Origin of the sequence: Bradyrhizobium sp. BR 10289 (genome assembly GCF_019455385.1) — a bacterium.
Taxonomy (GTDB): Bacteria; Pseudomonadota; Alphaproteobacteria; order Rhizobiales; family Xanthobacteraceae; genus Bradyrhizobium.
In genome coordinates, this window is record NZ_JACOFR010000012.1 from 108220 (window position 1) to 129154 (window position 20935).

The following is a 20935-nucleotide window of genomic DNA, read 5'->3' on the forward strand; positions in this document are numbered from 1 at the left end:
GGATCTCTTTAGGAGTCTGACTTCAGGAATCGGACTTGGGACGCTGTCCCAGGAAGAAGGACGAGGACTTCAGCGGCGTGAAGGTCGGCCGCTTCAGGCCGGCGCCGAGAAGCGGCGCGGTGTCGACGGGTGCCGTGATCGAGGCGGTGGTCTTGCCCTGCGGTGCATCGGGCGTGCAGGTGCCGGCAACGAAGGTCGGCTCCGGCCCGAGCACGGTGCCGCGGCGGGCGTACTTGTCGTAGGAGAGCGGCAGGGTGTTGTTCGCGCCCTCATGACCGCGACCCCCCTTGGCGTCGATCGCCATCATCTCGCTCTGGCACATCTTGCCGGTCTCGACGCACATGTTGAGGATCAGGCGGTAGAGATCGGAATCGATCGTGCCCCAGCGGCGAACCGGCTCGTTCTGGCTGGGCTTTTCGAGCTGGAGATATTCGGCGCGGCCGAGCGAGCCGCCGGTGGACTTGGCCTGCGCGATCCAGGCGTCAAAGCCCTTGTCGTCGAGGCCCTGGAAGTTGAAGTGCATGCCGGAGAACCCGGCGCCGCTGTAGTTCGCCGAGAAGCCCTTGTAGATGCCGGGATGGTTCACCACCGCGTGGAGCTTCGTCTCCATGCCCGGCATCGCGTAGATCTGGCCGGCAAGCGCGGGGATGTAGAACGAGTTCATCACCGAGGAGGCGGTGATGCGGAAGTTGATCGGACGATCGACCGGCGCTGCCAGATCGTTGACCGTGGCGATGCCGTAATCCGGATAGATGAAGAGCCACTTCCAGTCGAGCGCGACGACGTCGACCTCGAGCGGGGCCTTGGAATGGTCCAGGGCCTGCTCGGCCTTGATGCGGCCAAGCGTGCGATAGGGGTCGAGCAGATGTGTGCCCATCCAGGTCAGCGCGCCCAGGCAAATGATGATCAGCAGCGGCGCCGACCAGATCACCAGCTCGAGCTTGGTCGAGTGATCCCATTCCGGCTCGTAGCGGGCCGAGGTGTTGGACTGGCGGTAGCGCCAGGCGAACACCACCGTCAGCGCCATCACGGGGAGGACGATCAGGAGCATCAGGACGGTGGAGATGATGACGAGGTCGCGCTGTTGCGCCGCGATATCGCCGGCGGGTGCCAGCACGACATAGTTGCAGCCGCTGAGCGCAACTGCCAGGGGTAGCAGCGCCAGGATCTTGAGACGGGACACGGGCCGAGCCTTATGAGAATGAGTTTCCTTTGCGGGGGCAACGGGTAGCTGCGGCGCAGCAATCCGGACATTGGACAATTTGTCCAATGTTGCACTGCGGAATGTTGCGCCAGACAGGGCCGGATTGCCCGGCCCTCCGCCGGGCGGTCGGCTTTGGTTTACAAGACGTTAAGGGCGCAACGCATGGCGACGGCACAGACCCCCGCAATGGCAGACCTCCACTCGGGCGAGCACGGCCATGATCAGGCCAGCCCCGGCGAAATCGCCATCGGCGTCATCATCGGCCGTACCTCGGAATTCTTCGACTTTTTCGTCTACGCGATCGCCTCGGTGATCGTGTTCCCGCGCCTGGTGTTCCCGTTCACCAGCGAGCTCACCGGCACCCTCTATTCCTTCATGATCTTCGCGCTGGCCTTCATGGCCCGGCCGATCGGAACCGTCATTTTCATGACGGTCGATCGGGAATACGGCAAGACGGCCAAGCTGGTCTCGGCGCTGTTCCTGCTCGGCACCGCTACGGTGGCGCTGGCGTTCCTGCCCGGCTATTCCGAGATCGGCAGCGCCGCGATCTGGCTCCTGGCGCTGGCGCGTATTGCGCAGGGTCTGGCCTGGGGCGGCGCGTGGGACGGCATGGCCTCGCTGTTGGCGCTGAACGCGCCGGCCTCGCAGCGCGGCTGGTACGCGATGGTGCCGCAGCTCGGCGCTCCGCTCGGGCTGATCGTGGCAAGCGCGCTGTTCGCCTATTTCGCCGGTAACCTCTCGGCCGACGATTTCTTCGACTGGGGCTGGCGCTACCCGTTCTTCGTGGCGTTCGCCATCAACGTCGTGGCGCTGTTCGCCCGGCTGCGCATGGTGACGACGGAGGAATATGCCACGCTGTTCGAGACCCGCGAATTGCAGCCGGCGCGCATCTCCGAGACCGTCGCGCGCGAAGGCCAGAACATCATGCTGGGCGCGTTCGCGCCGCTGGCAAGCTTCGCGCTGTTCCACATGGTCACCGTGTTTCCGCTGTCCTGGGTGTTCCTGTTCACCCGCGAGAGCCCGGTGCGCTTCCTCGTCATCGAGATCGTCGCCGCCGTGTTCGGCGTCGCCGCGATCGTGGCCTCCGGCATCATCGCCGACCGCGTCGGCCGCAAGTCGCTGCTGATGGGATCGGCCATCGCGATCGCGATCTACAGCGGTTTTGCTCCGCAGCTGCTTGACGCCGGCGCGTTCGGCGAGACCATCTACATGGTGATCGGTTTCATCCTGCTCGGCCTCTCGTTCGGCCAGTCCTCGGGCGCGATCGCCTCGAACTTCCGGCAGGCCTATCGCTATACGGCTTCGGCTTTGACCTCCGACATGGCCTGGCTGTTCGGCGCGGGCTTTGCGCCGCTAGTCGCGCTGCTGCTCGCGACCAATCTCGGCGTCATCGCGTCGGGTGCCTATCTGCTCTCCGGCGCGTTCTGGACCCTGCTCGCGCTCTGGCTCAGTGGCCAGCGGGAAGCCGGCGACATGGACGCGGGCGGTTAGGCTCGATCAGTCGCCGCATCGCAGGTGTCGTAGGGTGGGCAAAGGCGCAACGCGCCGTGCCCACCGCCTCTCTCGATCGCAAAAGATGCGTGGGCACGCTTCGCTTTGCCCACCCTACGGCACTTGTCCGGGACGACAGCGAAGTTTACTGGGCTGCGGCAGCCTCAATCCGCCACGATCTTCACGCGATCCCGCACCTTCACCTGCGCGGTGCGGTCGAGGCCGTTCAGCACGCGAAAGCGTTCGGCGGGATGATCGACGCCGGCCATGCGGTGCGAGAGCGATTCCACGGTGTCGCCGGGCTGCACGGTGATGACCTTGATGCGGAGCGGCCGCGCGGCCTGGATCTCGTCGAGCGTCAGGCGGCGGAACGAGTTGACGGTCTCGCGCGCATTGCGCTCGCTCTCGGTCGACTTCTGCCGGGCGGCGAAGATGAAGCGATAGACGTCGCTGCCGAAGCGCAGCGCATAGACCTTGAACTGCCACTGGTCGCCCTTGGCGGTGGCGGACGCGGCCGGAAAGCCGTTGATGGTGATGTCCTCGGTCGAGGCCTTCTCGACTCCCTCCATCCAGCCGGAATTGAGGTAGTCGCCGAGCGACTGCTCGGCCGGCACGCGCACGACGTCGAAGCGCATCGCCTGCGAACCGCCGTCGCGCACGCCGATCACCGCCTGCGCGGTGTTGTCGAGCGTGAAATTATCTGGCGCCTGGAAGGTGAAGCCGAGCTTCGGATGCAGGAATCGGCGGCCGCGGACAAAACCTTCGCTGGGGTCTTCCCCGTAGACGAGGTTGTCGATCGCGGCGAGATAGCTCTCGCGGTCGCGCTCGGCACCTTCGGGGGCCGCATATTGCCGAGCGATGTTTTGCGCGTTCTGCACGCGCTCGGGCGTTGCCGGATGCGACGAGGTGAAATCCTGCGCGCGCGGATCGAGCGAGCTCTTGCCGGCTTTCAGCTCGGCATTGCGCTCCATCGCCGAGAGGAAGCGCGCCGCACCATAGGGATCGAAATGCGCCTTGGCGGAGATGCCGACGCCGATGCCGTCAGCCTCGAACTCCTGGTTGCGCGAAAAACTCGCCATGGTGAGCTTGGTCTTGGCGAGCGCCAGCGCGGTGAGGTCAGGATCGTTGCTCATGTCGGTGACGACACGGGTGACGATCGCGGCCTGGCGCGCCTGGTCCTCGCGCATCGCGGCGTGCTTGGACAGCACATGCGCCATCTCGTGGCTCAGCACGGAGGACAATTCCGAGGTGTCGCTGGCGAGCGCCAGCAATCCGCGGGTGACATAGAGCTGGCCGTTCGGCAGCGCGAAGGCGTTCACCGCGCCGGAATTGAGGATGGTGACCTTGTAGCCCTGGTCGGGGCGGTCGGAGGCGGCAACCAGCCGGTCGACAGTCTTGCTGACCAGCGATTCGAGGCGGGGGTCGTCGTAGGTGCCGCCATAGCTCGCCAGGATGCGCTCGTGCTCCTTCTCGGTGGCGGGGGTCTGCGCGACGGCCGGCTTGGGCTTCGGCAGCGCGACGGTCGGCGGAACGGCCGCGGTCTGGAACCGGTTCATGTCGCCGCAGCCGGCCAGCAGCCCGCCCAGCAACAGGCATAGCGCAGCCGGCGCAGCCCGAAGGCGGCGGCCTTCTCCCGTCCAGTGCTGTTCTAGCACCCCATTCACGTCGCTTAACCTGTGCCCGGCCCCATTTTAGGGCCTTACCCCTGTCGGCTCGTTTGCGCCCAGCAACTCGACCTGTCCCACGAGGCGCACATCGATCCGCGGCCCCGTACTCCCCTCGACCCAGCCCCGAACTCGAATACGCCGACTTTCCAAGGACTTAAGGGCCATCCCGGCGCTTTCGAACGCCGCTTGCGCGCGCTTTGAAATAGTCACGGCAAAGCCGCGTGTCCAGTTCCGGCCGAAGTTGAGGTAGGTCATTGCCCCAGCTTGCCGGACCGACAGGACTTTGCCCTCGACCACCATAAAGCGCCCGATCCCCGCCAAAATATCGTCCGGACTTTCCGCGTTTTTTATGGCCGACGGGTCAGCCCAGTTGCCCTTTTTTTGGCGCCGCGCCACGGCCTCCGCCGCCATCAGGGCTGCCGCGCAGTCCTTGTCGGTGATTTCGGCGGAGACCCGGGCATCACCTTGGGCGAGCAGCACGGCCTGCACCGAGGTTTCGCCTTCGCCGATGAACAGCAGGGCGCCCTGGCGACCATAGCGATCGGGCGTGTCGTCGGTGCCGCGCAGGATGACGTCGCGGCCGACGAGCAGCGAGGTCAACGCCTGCTTCGTCGTTGACGTTGTCTCGATGCCGGTGAGGCGCACCTCGCGCCCGTCGTCGAGACGTACGCTGCGTGCATCGACGATTGCGGCAACGCGGCCCTCGCCTTGGGACTCGAATTGGCACGGTGTCGCGAGCGCGGCGTGACTCGCGACGAGAAGAAATGCGGCGATGAGGGGAAGCAGTCGCGTCACGTGACCCGGACAGGTTGCATTACGCAGCAACTATACCTCATGCGTAGTGGGTCGCGAATAAGTTTCGTCATACTCCGTCATTGCGAGCAGCCCTTGCGACGAAGCAATCCAGAATCTTTCCGCGGATGCATTCTGGACTGCTTCGCTGCGCTCGCAATGACGACGCGGAAGGTCTTTCGTCTTCTCACCATTCCGCTTTGCGGAAAACATGCGCGGCAATCGTATGTCTGTCACGCACCCACGCTTGCTGCGCTCTCGCGCATGCGGCATGATTGCGGCAACACCAATAACCAAGCCGCCATCAGAGACAGGCGATCGAGGGAGGTTTTTTTCGATGAAGCACATCTTGTCGGGTATCTTTGCCGCAGCGTTTGCCCTGAGTGCGAGTGCCGCCGCGCAGGCCCAGGACAAGCCGCCGCTGAAGATCGGCGGCATCCTCGACATGTCGAGCCTTTATGCCGACATCACCGGCCCCGGCAGCGAGACCGCGGCGAAGATGGCCGTGGAAGACTTTGGCGGCGAGGTGCTGGGACGCAAGATCCAGGTGCTCGCGGCCGACCATCAGAACAAGGCGGACCTCTCCGCCAACATCGCCCGCGACATGCTCGACAATCAGGGCGTCGAAATGATCTACGACGTCGCGGCCTCCGCCACCGCGCTTGCCGCCGGCGAGATCGCAAAAGCACGTAACAAGATCATCATGTTCAACGGCCCGGGCTCGATCCGCCTCACCAACGAAGCGTGCGGTCCCTATACCATCCATTACGTGTTCGACACCTTCGGCCAGGCCAACGTCACCGGCCTCGCCGCCGTGAAGTCGGGCCTCGACACTTGGTTCTTCCTCACCGCCGATTACGCTTTTGGCCAGGATCTGGAGAAGGACACCAGCGCCGTCGTCACCAGGACCGGCGGCAAGGTGCTCGGCAGTGTGCGCCATCCGCTCAACACGTCGGATTTCTCGTCGTTCCTGCTTCAGGCCCAGGCGTCGAAAGCCAAGGTGATCGGGCTTGCCAATGCCGGCGGCGACACCGTCAACGCCATCAAGCAGGCGGCCGAGTTCGGCATCACCAAGGGCGGCCAGAAAGTCTCGCCGCTGCTCGCCTTCGTCTCCGACATCGACTCGATCGGGCTGGAGACCGCGCAGGGCCTGCTGCTCGCCGAAGCGTTCTACTGGGACCTCAACGACGATACGCGCGCGTGGTCGAAGCGCTTCATGGAGCGTACCAAGCGCGCACCGACCTCGGCGCAGGCCGGCGTCTATTCCTCGGTCACGCATTACCTCAAAGCGGTGAAGGCGGCCGGCACGACGGATGCGGCCGCGGTAATCAAGGTGATGAAGGAGACGCCGATCAACGATTTCTTCGCCAAGAACGGCAAGATCCGTGAGGACGGCCGCATGATCCATGACATGTACCTGTTCGAGGTCAAGAAGCCGTCGGAATCCAAAGGCCGCTGGGACGATTACAAGCTGCTGGCCACCGTGCCCGGTAGCGAGGCGTTCCAGTCGCTCGAGCAGTCGCGCTGCCCGCTTGTCAAGAAGTGACGGCGTGGTCCTAGCCCGATCAAACAACAACAAGGGAGACGTCCCATGAACGACATGGTCCTGCAAAAGCTCGAAGGCGGGCTGCTAACCATCACGATGAACCGCCCGGAACGTAAGAACGCGCTCAATCCGGAGATGGTGGCCGGCCTCGTCGAGGCGGCGCGGCGCGCGGCCGACGATCCCGAGGTTCGCGCGGTGCTGTTCAAGGGTGCCGGCGGCTCGTTCTGCGTCGGTGGCGACGTCAAGTCGATGGCGGCCGGCCGCGCGCCGCTGCCGTTCGAGGTGAAGATGGCGAACCTGCGCCGCGGCATGGAGGTCTCACGCATCCTGCACCAGATGCCGAAGCCCGTGGTGGCGCAGCTCGACGGCGCCGCGGCCGGCGCCGGCCTGTCGATGGCGCTGTCGTGCGATCTGCGCGTCGCCTCGGAATCCTGCAAGATCACCACCGCCTTCGCAAAGGTCGGCTTCTCCGGCGACTACGGCGGCACCTATTTCCTCACCCAGTTGCTCGGCAGCGCGCGGGCCCGCGAGCTTTATCTGATGTCGCCGGTGCTGACAGCCAGGGAAGCGCATGCGATCGGCATGGTGACCAAGGTCGTGCCAGATGCCGAGATCGATGCGGCTGCGCACGAGCTTGCGCTGTCGCTGGCGCAGGGGCCGTCGATCGCGCTCGGCTTCATCAAGCGCAACATCAACAATGCCGAGCATCTGCCGCTGGAGGATTGCTTCGACGGCGAAGCGATCCACCACACCCGCTGCAGCGACACCGAGGATCACAAGGAGGCCGCAAAAGCCTTCGTCGAGAAGCGCAAGCCCGCCTTCAAGGGGGCGTGACGATGGCGCCCTATCTGCGGCTGCGGCAGATCTGTCTGGTCGCGCCGCAGCTGGCGCCCGTCATCTCCGACATTGCCGAGATCATGGGCCTTTCCGTCTGCTACCGCGACGGCAATGTCGCCAAATACGGCCTGGAGAACGCGCTGCTGCCGGTCGACACGATCCTGCTCGAGGTGGTGGCGCCGTTCAAGGACGGCACCACGGCCGGCCGTTTCATCGAGAAGACCGGCGGCCGCGGCGGCTATATGGCGATTTTCTGCTGCGATGATCCCGACGCGCGCGGCCGTCATGCCAATGCCATGGGCGTGCGCACCGCCAATGTCATCGACCACGCGCCCTATCATGGCATCCAGCTCCACCCGCGCGACTGCCGCGCCGCCTTCATCGAGTTCAACCACACCGAAGGCAGCGATGATATTTTGGGTCCGTATCCGCCTGCCGGCCCGGATTGGCAAAACTTCATCCGCAAGGACGTGACGCAGGCGCTGACGGGTGTGGAGATGCAGAGCCCGGATCCGCAAGGGCTGGCGGAGCATTGGGGCAAGATCATCGGTGTTGCGGCTGATGGGCCTGAGTTGAAGCTGCCCAATGCCACCTTCCGCTTTGTGCGGGGCGCCAGCGAGATCATGAGCGCGCTGGAGTTTCGGGTGACGGATGCCGCGAGCGTGCTGCATGCCGCGAAGGCGAAGGGGCTCGCGGTGGCTGGCAACGAGTTCTTGCTGGGCGGCGTGACGTTCCGCGTCAGTTGATTGGTGACCAGTAATCCGTCACCCTGAGGTGCTCGCCTCTTCGGCGAGCCTCGAAGGGCGACGGCCCGGCTCTTTCCGCAATGAGCGCGCCGAAAGAGCTCGGCCGTTCATCCTTCGAGGCTCCCGATGCGGCGCTCCGCGCCGCATCGCTCACGCCTCAGGATGACGGGGTGAGAGTGTGCAGCGCCGGTTATCTTCCCTTAAAATTCGCCACGCGCCGCTCCTCCGTGGCCTTCACGCCTTCCTTGAAGTCTTCCGTCGCGCGCAGGCGGGTCTGCTCGGCCAGTTCATGATTGGTCGCGGCCATCACGCGGTCGGCGAGGCCGGCGCGCATCGTGGCGCGGGTGGAGAGCAGGCCGAGTGGCGAGCATTCGGCGATTTCACCGGCAAGCTTCATGGCGGCCGCCTTCACCTGATCCTGCGGCACCAGCTCATTGGCGAGGCCCCATTTGTAGGCTTCTTCGCCGGTGACGCGGCGGCTGGTGTAGAACATCAGCTCGGCGTTGTTCTTGCCGATCAGCTCGGGCAGCGTCGTCGTCAGGCCGAAGCCGGGATGGAAGCCCAGCTTGGTGAAGTTCGCGGAGAAGCGGGCTTCCGGACAGGTGACGCGGAAGTCTGCTGACACCGCGAGACCGAGGCCGCCGCCGATGGCGGCGCCCTGCACGGCGGCGACGATTGGCTTCTTGGCGCGGAAGATGCGCACGGCCTGGATGTAGAGGTGGTTGATCGGGCCGAGATTGTCGGCGGGATCGCCCTTGGCTTTTTTCTCTGCCTCTTGCGCTTCCTGCGCCTGTCGGGCCGGATCGCCGAAATTCGCGCCGGCGCAGAACGCCTTGCCCTGCGCCGAGAGAACCGAGGCGCGGATCTCGATGTCGCGGTCGAATTCGTCGAGCGCGTCCGCGATCTGGTTGATCAGCGAGATGTCGAAGAAGTTCAGCGGCGGCCTGCGGATCTCGATGGTGCCGACGTGCCCGACCTTTTCGACGCCGATGTCTTTGTATTTGGTCATTCTTGCCTCCAATGCGTCAGTAGCGAAGAACCACCTCTCCCATAGGGAGAGGTCGGCGCGTAGCGCCGGGTGAGGGGGTTCGGTCCCTCGGTAGAGCGCGGCCCCTCACCCGATTTGCTGACGCAAATCGACCTCTCCCGATGGGAGAGGTGGTCGGAGCAAGCGGCGATAGCATCGCTCATCAGCGTTAGCGCAGGCCCAAGCCGCGCGCGATGATGCCGCGCAGCACCTCGGTGGTGCCGCCCTGGATGGTGAGTTTCGGGGCGGTCTTGATGGCGAAGTCGAGCTGCCGCTCCAGCGTCTCGCGGTTGGTCGCGGTCTCCTCGACGAAAGCCGCGAGATCGCGGACGCGGTGCGGAAGCTGCTGCTCCCAGACCGTTCCGATGTCCTTGACGATGGAGGCCTCCACCACCGGCTCCTTGCCGGCCTGCAGCATGCCGGCGACCGAGACCGACATGCGGCGCATGGTGTGGAGCTGCGCGACGAGACGGCCAATTCCTTCGGCGCTGCGCGTGTCCGGATTGGGACCGACCGCGCGGACCAGCTCGGTCAGCACGTAATAGGTCTCGAGGAAACGCTCCGGACCCGAGCGCTCATAGGCGAGCTCGCTCGTCGCCTGCTTCCAGGCGCCGTCGACCTCGCCGAGCACGTGATCGTCAGGGATAAAGTGGTCGGTGAAGACGACCTCGTTGAACTCGTACTGGCCGGTGATCTGGCCGATCGGGTTCACCTTGATGCCCGGCTGCTTCATCTTGACCAGGAACTGGGTCAGGCCGTGACGGCGGTTCTCCTTGGTCGGCGGCGAGGTCCGGAAGATCGCGATCATGTAGTCGGCGATGTGCGCCGACGAGGTCCAGATTTTTGTGCCGTTGATGAGATAGCCGCCGTCGGTCTTGGTCGCGCGCGTCTTCGCCGCGAACAGGTCGGAGCCGGAGTTCGGCTCGCTCATGCCGATGGCAAAGCAGATCTCGCCGCGGCAGATGCGCGGCAGGATGTCCATCTTGATGTGCTCGGGCGCGTACTTCAGCAGCACCGGCCCGCTTTGGCGGTCGGCGACGAAGAAGCGCCGCGTTGGCGCATTGGCGACGCGCATCTCCTCGGTGACGACGTAGCGTTCGAGGAAGGAGCGCTCCTGGCCGCCGTATTTCTTCGGCCAGGTCATGCCGAGCCAGCCCTTGGCGCCGACCCGCCGCGAAAATTCCGGCGCGTCGGTGTCTTCGCGGTTGGGCTTGTGCGGATCGAAGGTGCCGGCGGCGATTTCCTCGGCGAGGAAGGCGCGCACTTCCTTGCGCAACTGCTCGCACTTTTCGGGCAGGCGGATCGGGTCGAAACGGAGGGCAGCAGTCATCGGTCTCGTCTCCTGATCAGCGCGACGCCACGAGCGGCCACAATTCGTCGGCGCCTCTGGTGGCCACCAGCTTGCCGAGCTCGACGGCCCAATGGCTCTCCGAGCCGAAATCGTCGCGCCAAGCCAGCGCCCGCAGCGAATAGCGGTGCAGGATGTGCTCGATGGTGAAGCCGATCGCGCCGTGCACCTGATGTGCAATGCCGCCGCCCTTTTCGGCTGCTTCAGCGCAGCGGATTTTTGCGGAGGCGGCTTCGAGATAGACCTCGTCGTCGAACGATTTTGCGTTCGCGATGGCATCGGCGGCCGACGTCGCGGCGGCGAGCGCCGCGGCGGATTCGCCGGCGAGGCGCGCGAGATTATGCTGCACGGCCTGGAATTTCGAGATCTTCTTCTCGAAGGCGACGCGCTCGTTCGAATAGCGAACGGAGATATCAAGCATGGATTCCATTGCGCCCGCGATCTGGAGGCTGCGCGCGACGCCGCCCATCAGCATCATGTGGGTCTGCTCAAAGCCATCGGGTGCGGGTTTGATGCTGACGGGCTGGACCTTGTCGAGTGTCACGGTGTCGCTGTGGTCGTAGCCGACATTGAGACCGGATTCGATGCGGCCCTTGCCCGCATCGACCAGCGCGATGACCGCGCCGTCCTTGCCATGCGCCAGCACCGCAAAATGCTTCGCTGCCTTCGCAAAGGGTACGCCGCGGCAGCGGCCGGAGAGCGCGCCGTCGGCATCGAGCGTGATGCGGTCCCTTGGCGATGCCGGCAGCACCGTCATCTCGCCTTCGGGCGAGGCGATTTTCGCCTGCGCCAGCAGCCAGCCGGCCAGCATGGTCTCGGCCAGGGGAACCGCGACCGCAAAACGGCCTGCGGCGTTGAGAAGCGCAAAGCCATCGGCGAGGCTCGCGCCCGAGCCACCGAGATCGTCGGGCACCCACGACAAGGGCAAGCCGGCCTCGCTCAGCGCCTGCCACAGCGGCGCCCGCCAGGTATCCTTCTTGTCGTTGTTGATGGTTTGCGGATCGGCGAGATCGGCGAAGATTTTTTCCGCGGTCTCGACGACGATATTGTCACTCTCCGCCACAGCGCTCCCCGTGTTTTGCCATTGGCGCGTCCCGCCCGACGGGCCGGCGCGCAGGCTCTTCTTGCGCCCGATGATCGGAAAAAGCCATGGCCCTGACAAGCGTTGATCGCAGGCCCATCTGCGGCTTCGGCATGGAGGTAAGAACTGTTCTGGACTAATTCCGCTTAGCGGAGTTTGCTCGATTTGCAGGGCGCGGCAAACTCGCTAAACAGAGCGCCAGCAACTACACAGGGGAAGGAAGTCCGGATGGCCAAAGACAGTCTGAACGCAATCGTGACGGGGTCCGCATCCGGACTTGGCGCTGCGACCGCCGAGATTCTCGCAAGGAGCGGGGCGCGGCTCGTCATCAACTATTCGTCGAGCCAGAAGGAAGCCGAGGCCACGGCCGAATTGTGCCGCAAGGCCGGCGCGGCCGAGGTGCTGGTCGCGCAGGGCGACGTCTCGAAGGATGAGGATTGCCGCAGGATCGTCGCGGCCGCCAGCGGCTGGGGCCGGCTGGACATCCTCGTCAACAATGCCGGCACCACCAAGCATGTGGCTCATGCCGATCTCGACGGCTTGTCGGCGGAGGATTTCCAGCGGCTCTACGGCGTCAACACCATAGGCCCGTTCCAGATGGTGCGCGCCGCGCGCAGCCTGCTCGAGGCCGGGTCGAAGGCGTCGGGGCGGCCGTCCGCCGTGGTCAACATCTCCTCGGTTGCCGGCATCAGCGGCGTCGGCTCCTCGATCGCCTATGCCGCAAGCAAGGGCGCGCTCAACACCATGACCTTGTCGCTGTCGCGCGCGCTGGCACCGCTGATCCGCGTCAACACGGTGTGCCCCGGCTATATCGACACGCCCTGGTTCACCAAGGGCCGCGGTGAGGCCGGTGCCAAGCAGGTGCGCGACAGTGTGGTGGCGAAGGTGCCGCTCAAGGTCGCGTCATCCGCCGACGACATCGCGCAGCTGGTCTGCTTCCTGGCGATGCCGGCCTCCAGCAACATGACCGGCGAGGTCGTGCGCATGGATGCGGGGATGCATTTGATTACGTGATTGATGGCGCGCTCTCTCCACGTCATGGCCGGGCTTGACCCGGCCATCCACGTGATGCTGCGCGGATCGAAAGACGTGGATGCCCGGGTCAAGCCCGGGCATGACGATTTGGAGATGGCGTGCCGTCTCTCGGCGCCTCGAGCCGCTACCCCTTGATGACGCCGCTCGCGACCAGCCGGTGCCAGATGAACAGCACCACGACGGCGCCGACCGTGGCCATGATGAAGCCGGCGCCCTGGTCGGGGCTGTAGTGGCCGATCGCCTGGCCCACGAAGGTCGCGAGAAACGCACCGGCAATGCCGAGGATGGTGGTGAGGATGAAGCCGCTCGGGTTGTTCGGCCCCGGTGCGAGCCAGCGCGCGATGAGGCCGGCGACGAAGCCGACGATGATGATCCACAACAGGCCGCCGAAACTCATGACTGTGCTCCCCTTGCCTTCAACATGTAGATCCAAACTCGATTAAATGCGGCCCGACAGTTCGTTCTCGGTCGGCAGCCGTCCATCCGGCGTCAGATGATCGACCACCTGCGGCAGATATTGGCTGAGGCCGGAGAGCAGCTCCTCGCGCGACAGGCCGCTCTGGGCGGACAGGCTGTCGATCTGGTCGGCGCCGAGCGCCCTCGCGAGATCTCCCGGCGCGATCGGCTTGTTCTCGCCCTTGCCGACCCAGGAATTCGCGGCCTCGCCGTGGCCGCTCTGCTGAAGCTGGTTGAGGAGATCGCCGAGCCCGCCGCTGAGCACGGTGCCGGCCGCGCCACCCGCGAGCAGGCCGCCGAGGCCGCCCTTGAGCAGGCCTCCGAGACCGCCAAGGCCGCCGCCGTCCGCGGTGTTGACCGGCGGAGGGGCCGGCGTTGGCGACGGTTGCGGCGCCGTGCCGGACTGGTTCGCCGTCATATGCTTGAATGCCTTCCAGGCGAGGAGGCCGAGCAGCGCCATGGTCATCGGCGACATGCCGCCGGAAGAGGGTTGCTCGCCCGTGCGCGATCCGTGCGGGCCGTTCTGCATGCCGTTGAGGACGTCGAGTAGACCCATGGTGCTCTCCTTTGGCGTCTCGTTCGGCGAGCGCTCGCCGCTGACTGCCCCCGGGGCGAAAACATATGGGGCACCCATGACCGTTACAAGTCGGATGCGCGGCGATTGGTTGCCGGCCTCGCCTCTGCTATCGAAGACCGGTCACGCAGGGAGTAGGGTCAGTGGTTGCGGATCGAGCGATCGTGGTGGCGGGCGCAGGCGCTATCGGCTGTTTCGTCGGCGGCATGCTGGCGGCGTCAAGCCGCCGCGTTGCGTTGCTGGTGCGGCCCCGGGTCAAAACCGAGATCGAGCGCTTCGGCTTGCGGCTGACTGATTTCGACGGTTCCGAGAAGAGGCTCGGCGCGGGGCAGCTCGCTCTCTCGGAGGATCCCGCGATCTTCCATAGCGCCGGCATCGTGCTGGTGACGGTCAAAAGCGCCGACACGGCAGATGTCGCGGACCAGATCGCACAGCACGCACCGCAGGATGCCGTCATCGTCTCCTTGCAGAACGGTGTCGGCAATGTCGCCGTCCTGCGCGAGCGTCTCGGAGGGCGCCGCGTGCTCGCCGGCATGGTGCCGTTCAACGTGGTCGCGATGGGCGAGGGGCGGTTTCACCGCTCGAGCTCGGGCGACATCCATATCGGAGAGGACGCCGAGAACACGGCCGGTACGCTCTCGGTGCCCGGCCTCAACGTGCGTGCGAGCGGTGACATCACCGGCGTGCAATGGGGCAAGCTGATCATCAATCTGAACAATGCGCTCAGTGCATTGTCCGACAGGCCGCTCGCCGCGCAATTGGCGAACCGCGACTGGCGAAGACTGTTCGCCGACCAGATGGCCGAAGGCGTCGCGGCGATGACGGCCGCGGGCATCACGCCGGTCTCGCCAATGCCGATCCCGGTGCGGTGGATACCGACCCTGCTGCGGCTGCCCGATGCCATCTTCAACGCGATTCTGGGACGGACAATGAAGATCGATCCCGAGGCGCGTTCCTCGATGTGGCAGGACCTGAAGCAGGGCCGCAAGACCGAGATCGACTATCTGCAAGGCGCGGTGATCGCACTTGCCGAGCAGAACAATGTCGCCGTGCCCCTGATGCGCCGCATTGTTGCGCTGATCAAGGAGGCGGAAGCTGCGGGCAACGGCCCGCCCGGGCTGACGCCGCAGCAGATCCGCGGAGCTGCGTGAGGTTGAGGGAGACGCGCGATGAAGCGTTGCTGGATGATCGGTCTCGCGCTGGCTCTTTGCGGCGCTTCGACGCTCGCTCACGCAAGGCCGCCGACGGTGATGAACTCGCCCGGATATGACAGGCGATTGCAGGAGAGCCGGTCGCAGCTCGGCAGTTCATCGACGGTAACAGCGCCCGCGGATGCGCCGGTTGTCAAACCGAAGCGCAGCAAGAAGAAGCCGCCGAATTGAAGCCACACCCGCCGCTCCTGTAGGGTGGGCAAAGCGAAGCGTGCCCACGAGCTTTTCCGATCGCACTCAGATCGTGGGCACGGCGCAAGAGCCGCCTTTGCCCACCCTACTGCAGCTGCGCTCGCAATGACGGCTGTAGCTAGCCCTTCTTCGCCGGCTTGGTCGGCGCCGGATTGAACAGCTTTTTCAGGTCGTTCAAGCTTTCCGACAGCCGCGGCCATTCGCAGGAGAATGAACCCTTCGCGCAGGGAGCGCCCTTCGGCCGCTGGCCGACGGTCTGCTGCACCTTTGGCCGTTCGACCGGCACCGGCACACGCGCGACCTCGGTGCGCAGCGCGACCTGCTGAAGCTGTTGCGCCTGTTGTTCCTGCTGCTCGCGCTGCTGACGCATCGCGGCTTGTGCTGCTTCATTGCTGCGGCGCTGATTGGCGAGATAGGCGGTATAGGCTTCGTCGATCTTCTTCTGCTCCTCCGGCGTCGGGTTGGGGCCGGCGATGTCGAAAGTGCGGTCCTGGAGGAAGTCGTAATAGGAATAGCCGCCGCCGGCCTTGCGGCGGCCGGCGAACTTGGCGTTGCAATCGGCGAGCGCGGATGTCTTCTCGGCCTTGGTCGAGGCCTTCTCGGCGGCGTCGGCGCATTCCTCGAAATCAACCGGCGCGCGCTTCCACCATTGCGCCTGAGCATGCGACTGCGTCAGCAGAAAAAATCCTGCTGCGGCAACGAGGAGCGCCGCACGACGCGATGCAACCACAATCGACATTCTACGAGAGCATTCCCCAGAAAACTCAACCCGAACTGAGTCGAGCCGGATTTTTGCCCCTTTATCGCCGGCTTGTCACCCGTGGAACCCGGGAATTTCATGACTGTAATGCTGACATTTTTCGCTTGACGTGGCACGGCAGTCACAGCCGCGCGGCACGTGATGCGCTTAGAATTTTACGGGTTCGATTTCGAGGGGAACTAATCGTCATGAGAGCGCTGGCCTGTCTTGCCGCCGTGGCTTTGGGGCTGATGTGTGGCCACGCCTTCGCGGCGGACGAAGATGCGCCCAACCGCAAGCCGGTGAAGGCGATCGGCGATGCCAGGCTTTCGGTCGCCGGCCGCGGCATGCTGCCGCTTTACCTCTCCCGCGACTGGTCACTGCCGCAGCCCGCGACCTCGCGCGCGATCATCGTGCTGCATGGACGCCTGCGCAACGCCGACGAATATTACATCTCGGCCAACAACGCCCAGGCCGCGGCCGGCGATGACGGCAAGAGCGCGCTGATGATCGTGCCGCAGTTTCTCGCCGAGATCGACATCGAGGCGCATAAGCTGCCGCCGGACATGCTGCGCTGGTCGTTGGAGGGATGGGAGGGCGGCGATGCCGCGCTCGCGCCCAATCCGGTCTCCTCCTTCGAGGCGCTCGATGCAATTCTCGCAAAGCTCGCCGACCGGCGCATCTTCCCGAACCTGAAGCAGGTCGTGGTCGCCGGCCATTCCGGCGGCGGTCAGGTCGTGCAGCGCTACGCCATCGCCGGCAAGGGCGAGGCAGCCCTGCTGCGCCAGCACATCGAGATCCGCTACGTCGTCGCCAATCCCTCGTCCTATGCCTATTTCAGCGCCGAGCGGCCCTTCCCGAAGATTGCCGCATCATGTCCCGGTTACGACAATTGGAAATACGGCATGGGCGAGCGTCCGCCCTATCTCGCGGATGCGACACCTGCCGCGCTGGAGCAGCGCTATGTCGAGCGCGAGGTGATCTATCTGCTCGGCACGCTCGACACCAATCCGAAACATCCGGCATTGGACAAGAGCTGCATGGCCGAGGCACAAGGGCCATATCGTTACGCCAGGGGCCACGCTTATGTCGATGCGATGGCCAAGCGCGACAACGGCACGCCCAACCACCGGGTCTGGGACGTCGCCGGTGTCGGCCATGACGGCGATAAGATGCTGACCTCGAAATGTGGGCTTGCGGCCCTGTTCGATAGTCCGGGCTGCGGAGCCGAGCGTTGATATCTTGAAGCCGGATGTCTTGAAGGCCCGGCTCCGGCTGTTACACTTCGTGCCGTGAGCGCTTCGTTCCGGGGCGCCGCCAAGAAGACGAAGTGGAAACGCCTGATGCTGCTGCCCCTGTCCGATGTGCCGCGCTGGTATGCGGAGCGCAAACCGAAAGGCACGATCGCCGTCCAGCATGGGCAGGATACCCTGACATGGGACGCGCTCGAACGCGGCGCCAACCGGCGGGCGCGGGCGTTCGCGGCCAAGGGCGTCAAGCCCGGTGATTTCGTCGCGATCGGCCTGCCGAACGGCAACGCCTTCTTCGAGACGACCTTCGCTGTGTGGAAGTGCGGCGCGACGCCAACCTCGCTGTCATGGCGGCTGCCGCGCGGCGAGGCCGCCGCGGTGCTCGACATCTTGAAGCCTGCGCTCGTGGTCGGCGGCGAGGCCGACTGGAATGCGCCGAACCGATTGCCTGCCGATTTCGTGCCGGAAGGTTTTTCGGATGAGCCGCTCGATCCGCCGGTCGCGCGCTACTGGAAGGCGATGACCTCAGGCGGCTCGACCGGCCGTCCGAAAGTGATTCTCGATCATCATCCGGCGGTGACCGACACCGTCGCGGCGCTGCCGCTCAACATCCCGTTCGGCGTCTCGCTGCTCAATCCCGGTCCGCTCTACCACAATGCGCCGTTCATCGTGTCGCATTATGCGCTGTTCGCCGGCGGCAAGCTCACCGGCCTCGTCAAGTTCGACGCCGAGGAGACGCTGCGGCAGATCGCGCGCGAGCGTGTGCAATGGGTCAATTTCGTGCCGACCATGATGCACCGGATCTGGGCGCTGCCTGAGAGCGTGCGCAACACTTATGACGTGTCGAGCCTTCAGACCGTGTTTCACATGGCAGCTCCCATGCCGCCCTGGCTGAAGGAGAACTGGATCGCCTGGCTCGGACCGGAGCGCGTCTGGGAGCTCTATGGCGGCACCGAGCGACAGGGCGCCTGCATCATCTCCGGCACGGAATGGCTGGCCCACAAGGGCTCGGTCGGCAGGATCGGCGAGATGGCGAAGCTTCGCATCATCGGCGAGGACGGCAACGACGTCGCGCCGGGCGAGACCGGCGAGATCTATTTCCTCAACAACGACGGCAAGGATGCCACCTATCATTATCTCGGCGCCGAGCCGAAGCGCCGTGCGGACGGCTGGGAATCGCTCGGCGATATCGGCCGGCTGGATGCGGACGGCTATCTCTATCTCGGCGACCGTCTCGCCGACATGGTCCTGCGCGGCGGCGCCAATATCTATCCCGCCGAGGTCGAAGCCGCGGTCTCCGAGGCCCCCGGCGTGCGTTCTTGCGTCGTGGTGGGCTTGCCCGATCCGGAACTGGGCCAGCGCGTTCATGCCATCATCGAGCCGGAGGCTGATGCGGATGGTCAGGCCATCGCCGATGGCATGGCTGATTTCCTGAAGGACAGGCTGAGCCGCTACAAGCATCCCGAGAGTTTCGAGATCGTCAGCGCGCCGCCGCGCGATGATTCGGGCAAGGTCCGCAGAACACTGTTGCGCGACGAGCGCGCGGCGTGGATGAAGGAAGGGCGCGCCTTCCGGATCTGGCCGACGAAGGCGCGGGCGCACGCCGAGTAATTCACCGAGGGAATTCTGGACATGACCATCACCATCGCAGCGAACAGCGTACCAAAACCGCCGGCGGATATCATCGAGGGCTTTCGCGGCGCGCCGACCTCGGTCATCTCCGACAATCTCGCCCGGCTCCCGGGCGCGGTGGGGCTAAAACCCTATCATCGCGGTGCCAAGCTGGTCGGCACGGCTTTCACCGTGCGCACCCGTCCCGGCGACAATCTCGCCATCCACCGCGCGCTCGATCTGGTCGGCCCCGGCGATGTCATCGTGGTCGACGGCGGCGGCGATGAGACGCGCGCGCTGGTCGGCGAGATCATGAAGAACATCGCGCAGTGGCGTAAAGCGGAAGGCTATGTGATCGACGGCGCGATCCGCGATGTCGCCTCGTTCGCAGCCGACGACTTCCCCTGCTATGCCCGCGCGGTGATCCATCGCGGTCCCTACAAGAATGGTCCCGGCGAGATCAACGTGCCCGTGACGATCGGCGGCAGCGTGATCTCGCCCGGTGACATCGTCGTCGGCGACGAGGATGGCGTGGTGTCGTTTCCCGCCGTCGGCGCCGCCGCGCTGCTGGAAGCGGTCCGCATCCAGGTCGCACGCGAGGAGGAAACCATGAAGGCGATCCGCGAGGGCCGCTATCAGGGCTCGTACGGCAAATCGTAATCAAAGCAGGGCAGGGAGCGCCAATTGAGCCAGAAGGAAGAATTCCACAACATCGACAATCCCGCCGACGGGCTGTTTCGCGAGCTCGCGGCGGGCGTGACCACGCGCATCTTCTCCGGCGAGCAGGCGATGCTGTCGGTGGTGACGCTGGCCCCGCATGCACAAGGCACGCTGCACCATCATCCGGAGGAGCAATGGGGCGTGCTGCTCGACGGCTCCGCCATCCGCGTCCAGGGCGACGAGGAAATTGCCGTGAAGAAGGGCGATTTCTGGCGCACGCCCGGCAACGTGCCGCACACCATGCGCGCCGGCCCTGATGGCGCCCGCGTGCTGGACATTTTCAGTCCACCGCGCCCAGAATACAAGAAAGCGGGATCGGGTTTCGGCATGGCCTGAAGCCGGATCACGTCGTCGCGCCAAAGAGCAAAAGCCGGGCGCAAGAACAAAGGGAGGGGACCATGACGATCACACGACGGGTGCTGCTCGCCGCGCCTGCCATTCTGGCGATGGCACCGGCGCGCGCGGAGGCTTCGAAGATCACGCTGGTGGTGCCGTTTCCGCCAGGCGGATCGACCGATGCGATGGCGCGGCTGCTGCAGGCCAATCTCCAGACAAAGCTCAACCGCATCGTCGTGGTCGAGAACAAGTCGGGTGCGGCAGGCGCGCTCGGCGCGGCGCAGGTCGCCAAGAGTCCACCGGATGGTTCGTCATTCCTGGTCACCTTCGATTCCCACGCGGTGATCCCTGCTATCCTCGACAAGCCGCCCGTCGATGTCGAGCGCGAGCTGATGCCGGTGCTGCTGGTCGGCACCGCGCCTTACGTGATCGCGGCCGGCGCCAGCCGCCCCTACAAGAGCTTTGCCGATGTGGTCGCCGCCTGCAAGGCGACGCCGGGCGCGGTGAAATACGCCTCCGTCGGCATCGGCACGCTCGGCCATCTCGCCATGACCGTGCTCGGCAATAGGGCCGGCGTCGAGATCATGCACGTGCCCTATCGCGGCGGGGGACCTGCCATGAACGACGTGCTCGGCGGCCATGTCGATCTCATCGCGGGATCGGCGGCGCTGGTCGCAGCCCAGCTCGGCACCAACATGCTGCGTCCGATCCTGCAGCTCGGCCGCGAGCGCCTGCCGGGCCTGCCGGACACCCCGACCGCGATCGAGGCCGGCTTTCCGGATTTCGAGACGCTCGCCTGGTGGGGTATCTTCGCGCCGACAGGCACGCCGCCTGACATCGTCGCGGGCCTTGCAGCGGCGTCGAAGGAGATCCTGAGCGAGCCGGCGACCGCCGCCCAGCTCAAGGAGACCCAGCAGATGACGCTGCTGCTCGAGGACGGGCCCGCCTTCAAGACCTTCTTCGACAAGCAGGTCGCCATCTGGGGCAAGGTGGTGAAGGACAACAATATCAGGGCGTAAGGCTACCCGCCGACGATCGCATTGATCGCGGCGAGGGCTTCCGATTCGGCCCT

Annotated in this window: 21 protein-coding genes; 12 read left to right on the plus strand and 9 right to left on the minus strand. The window is 65.3% G+C overall.

Going from position 1 to position 20935, the window contains the following annotated elements; genetic code table 11:
- Positions 1 to 22: 22 nt before the first annotated feature.
- On the minus strand, positions 23 to 1183 hold the full coding sequence (gene cyoA, locus HYH08_RS20765) for a ubiquinol oxidase subunit II (protein WP_220011669.1): 1161 nt from the start codon (positions 1181 to 1183) through the stop codon (positions 23 to 25).
- Positions 1184 to 1366: 183 nt separating this feature from the next.
- Here cyoA and HYH08_RS20770 point away from each other — a divergent pair, with 183 nt between their 5' ends.
- Positions 1367 to 2695, plus strand: a complete 1329-nt coding sequence (locus HYH08_RS20770) for an MFS transporter (protein WP_220011670.1) — start codon at positions 1367 to 1369, stop codon at positions 2693 to 2695.
- A gap of 164 nt (positions 2696 to 2859) precedes the next feature.
- Here the strand turns inward: HYH08_RS20770 and HYH08_RS20775 are convergent, their stop codons facing one another.
- Both HYH08_RS20775 and HYH08_RS20780 read right to left on the minus strand, forming a co-directional pair.
- A complete protein-coding gene (locus HYH08_RS20775) occupies positions 2860 to 4359 on the minus strand; it encodes a M48 family metalloprotease (RefSeq protein WP_502788443.1) in 1500 nt (499 codons plus the stop codon).
- 27 nt (positions 4360 to 4386) lie between these two features.
- Complete coding sequence (locus HYH08_RS20780) at positions 4387 to 5187, minus strand: thermonuclease family protein (protein WP_220011671.1); 801 nt, start codon at positions 5185 to 5187, stop codon at positions 4387 to 4389.
- A 304-nt stretch (positions 5188 to 5491) separates the two neighbouring features.
- Between HYH08_RS20780 and HYH08_RS20785 the strand changes: the two genes are divergently transcribed.
- Genes HYH08_RS20785 through HYH08_RS20795 form a run of 3 tightly spaced genes read left to right on the plus strand, consistent with a single transcriptional unit; the run spans position 5492 to position 8283 of the window.
- Complete coding sequence (locus HYH08_RS20785; RefSeq protein WP_220011672.1) at positions 5492 to 6700, plus strand: ABC transporter substrate-binding protein; 1209 nt, start codon at positions 5492 to 5494, stop codon at positions 6698 to 6700.
- A gap of 45 nt (positions 6701 to 6745) precedes the next feature.
- On the plus strand, positions 6746 to 7534 hold the full coding sequence (locus HYH08_RS20790; protein WP_220011673.1) for an enoyl-CoA hydratase: 789 nt from the start codon (positions 6746 to 6748) through the stop codon (positions 7532 to 7534).
- A 2-nt stretch (positions 7535 to 7536) separates the two neighbouring features.
- Positions 7537 to 8283, plus strand: coding sequence for a VOC family protein (locus HYH08_RS20795; RefSeq protein WP_220011674.1), 747 nt, complete (start codon positions 7537 to 7539; stop codon positions 8281 to 8283).
- A 190-nt stretch (positions 8284 to 8473) separates the two neighbouring features.
- Here HYH08_RS20795 and HYH08_RS20800 read toward each other — a convergent pair whose 3' ends face one another.
- The 3 genes from HYH08_RS20800 to HYH08_RS20810 all read right to left on the minus strand — a co-directional run bounded on the left by HYH08_RS20800 (position 8474) and on the right by HYH08_RS20810 (position 11721).
- The gene (locus tag HYH08_RS20800; RefSeq protein ID WP_220011675.1) at positions 8474 to 9292 is read right to left on the minus strand and encodes an enoyl-CoA hydratase/isomerase family protein; all 819 of its coding nucleotides are present in this window, start codon (positions 9290 to 9292) and stop codon (positions 8474 to 8476) included.
- A gap of 187 nt (positions 9293 to 9479) precedes the next feature.
- Positions 9480 to 10640: an acyl-CoA dehydrogenase family protein gene (locus tag HYH08_RS20805; RefSeq protein ID WP_220011676.1), complete on the minus strand. Its 1161-nt coding sequence runs from the start codon at positions 10638 to 10640 to the stop codon at positions 9480 to 9482.
- A gap of 16 nt (positions 10641 to 10656) precedes the next feature.
- On the minus strand, positions 10657 to 11721 hold the full coding sequence (locus HYH08_RS20810; protein WP_220011677.1) for an acyl-CoA dehydrogenase family protein: 1065 nt from the start codon (positions 11719 to 11721) through the stop codon (positions 10657 to 10659).
- Positions 11722 to 11967: 246 nt separating this feature from the next.
- Here HYH08_RS20810 and HYH08_RS20815 point away from each other — a divergent pair, with 246 nt between their 5' ends.
- Complete coding sequence (locus HYH08_RS20815; protein ID WP_220011678.1) at positions 11968 to 12753, plus strand: SDR family NAD(P)-dependent oxidoreductase; 786 nt, start codon at positions 11968 to 11970, stop codon at positions 12751 to 12753.
- A gap of 145 nt (positions 12754 to 12898) precedes the next feature.
- Here HYH08_RS20815 and HYH08_RS20820 read toward each other — a convergent pair whose 3' ends face one another.
- Positions 12899 to 13171 (minus strand): GlsB/YeaQ/YmgE family stress response membrane protein, encoded by a 273-nt coding sequence (locus tag HYH08_RS20820; protein ID WP_220011679.1) that lies wholly within the window; start codon positions 13169 to 13171, stop codon positions 12899 to 12901.
- A gap of 42 nt (positions 13172 to 13213) precedes the next feature.
- Complete coding sequence (locus HYH08_RS20825; protein ID WP_220011680.1) at positions 13214 to 13786, minus strand: YidB family protein; 573 nt, start codon at positions 13784 to 13786, stop codon at positions 13214 to 13216.
- Positions 13787 to 13947: 161 nt separating this feature from the next.
- Here HYH08_RS20825 and HYH08_RS20830 point away from each other — a divergent pair, with 161 nt between their 5' ends.
- A complete protein-coding gene (locus HYH08_RS20830; RefSeq protein ID WP_220011681.1) occupies positions 13948 to 14955 on the plus strand; it encodes a 2-dehydropantoate 2-reductase in 1008 nt (335 codons plus the stop codon).
- An 18-nt stretch (positions 14956 to 14973) separates the two neighbouring features.
- Positions 14974 to 15186, plus strand: a complete 213-nt coding sequence (locus HYH08_RS37815; RefSeq protein ID WP_349631450.1) for a hypothetical protein — start codon at positions 14974 to 14976, stop codon at positions 15184 to 15186.
- Positions 15187 to 15325: 139 nt separating this feature from the next.
- On the opposite strand, the gene HYH08_RS20840 is transcribed toward HYH08_RS37815, so the two are convergent.
- Entirely contained in the window at positions 15326 to 15946 is a 621-nt protein-coding gene (locus HYH08_RS20840) for a hypothetical protein (RefSeq protein ID WP_220011683.1), read from the minus strand.
- A gap of 209 nt (positions 15947 to 16155) precedes the next feature.
- On the opposite strand from HYH08_RS20840, the gene HYH08_RS20845 reads away from it, so the two are divergent.
- The 5 genes from HYH08_RS20845 (at position 16156) to HYH08_RS20865 (ending at position 20882) form a co-directional block, all read left to right on the plus strand.
- Entirely contained in the window at positions 16156 to 17184 is a 1029-nt protein-coding gene (locus HYH08_RS20845; RefSeq protein ID WP_220011684.1) for an alpha/beta hydrolase, read from the plus strand.
- A 105-nt stretch (positions 17185 to 17289) separates the two neighbouring features.
- Positions 17290 to 18807: an AMP-binding protein gene (locus HYH08_RS20850; RefSeq protein ID WP_220011685.1), complete on the plus strand. Its 1518-nt coding sequence runs from the start codon at positions 17290 to 17292 to the stop codon at positions 18805 to 18807.
- Positions 18808 to 18828: 21 nt separating this feature from the next.
- Positions 18829 to 19467, plus strand: a complete 639-nt coding sequence (locus HYH08_RS20855) for an RraA family protein (RefSeq protein WP_220011686.1) — start codon at positions 18829 to 18831, stop codon at positions 19465 to 19467.
- Positions 19468 to 19491: 24 nt separating this feature from the next.
- Positions 19492 to 19863, plus strand: coding sequence for a dimethylsulfonioproprionate lyase family protein (locus HYH08_RS20860; protein WP_220011687.1), 372 nt, complete (start codon positions 19492 to 19494; stop codon positions 19861 to 19863).
- Between the two features lie 62 nt (positions 19864 to 19925).
- Positions 19926 to 20882, plus strand: coding sequence for a tripartite tricarboxylate transporter substrate-binding protein (locus HYH08_RS20865; protein WP_220011688.1), 957 nt, complete (start codon positions 19926 to 19928; stop codon positions 20880 to 20882).
- Positions 20883 to 20935: the final 53 nt, after the last annotated feature.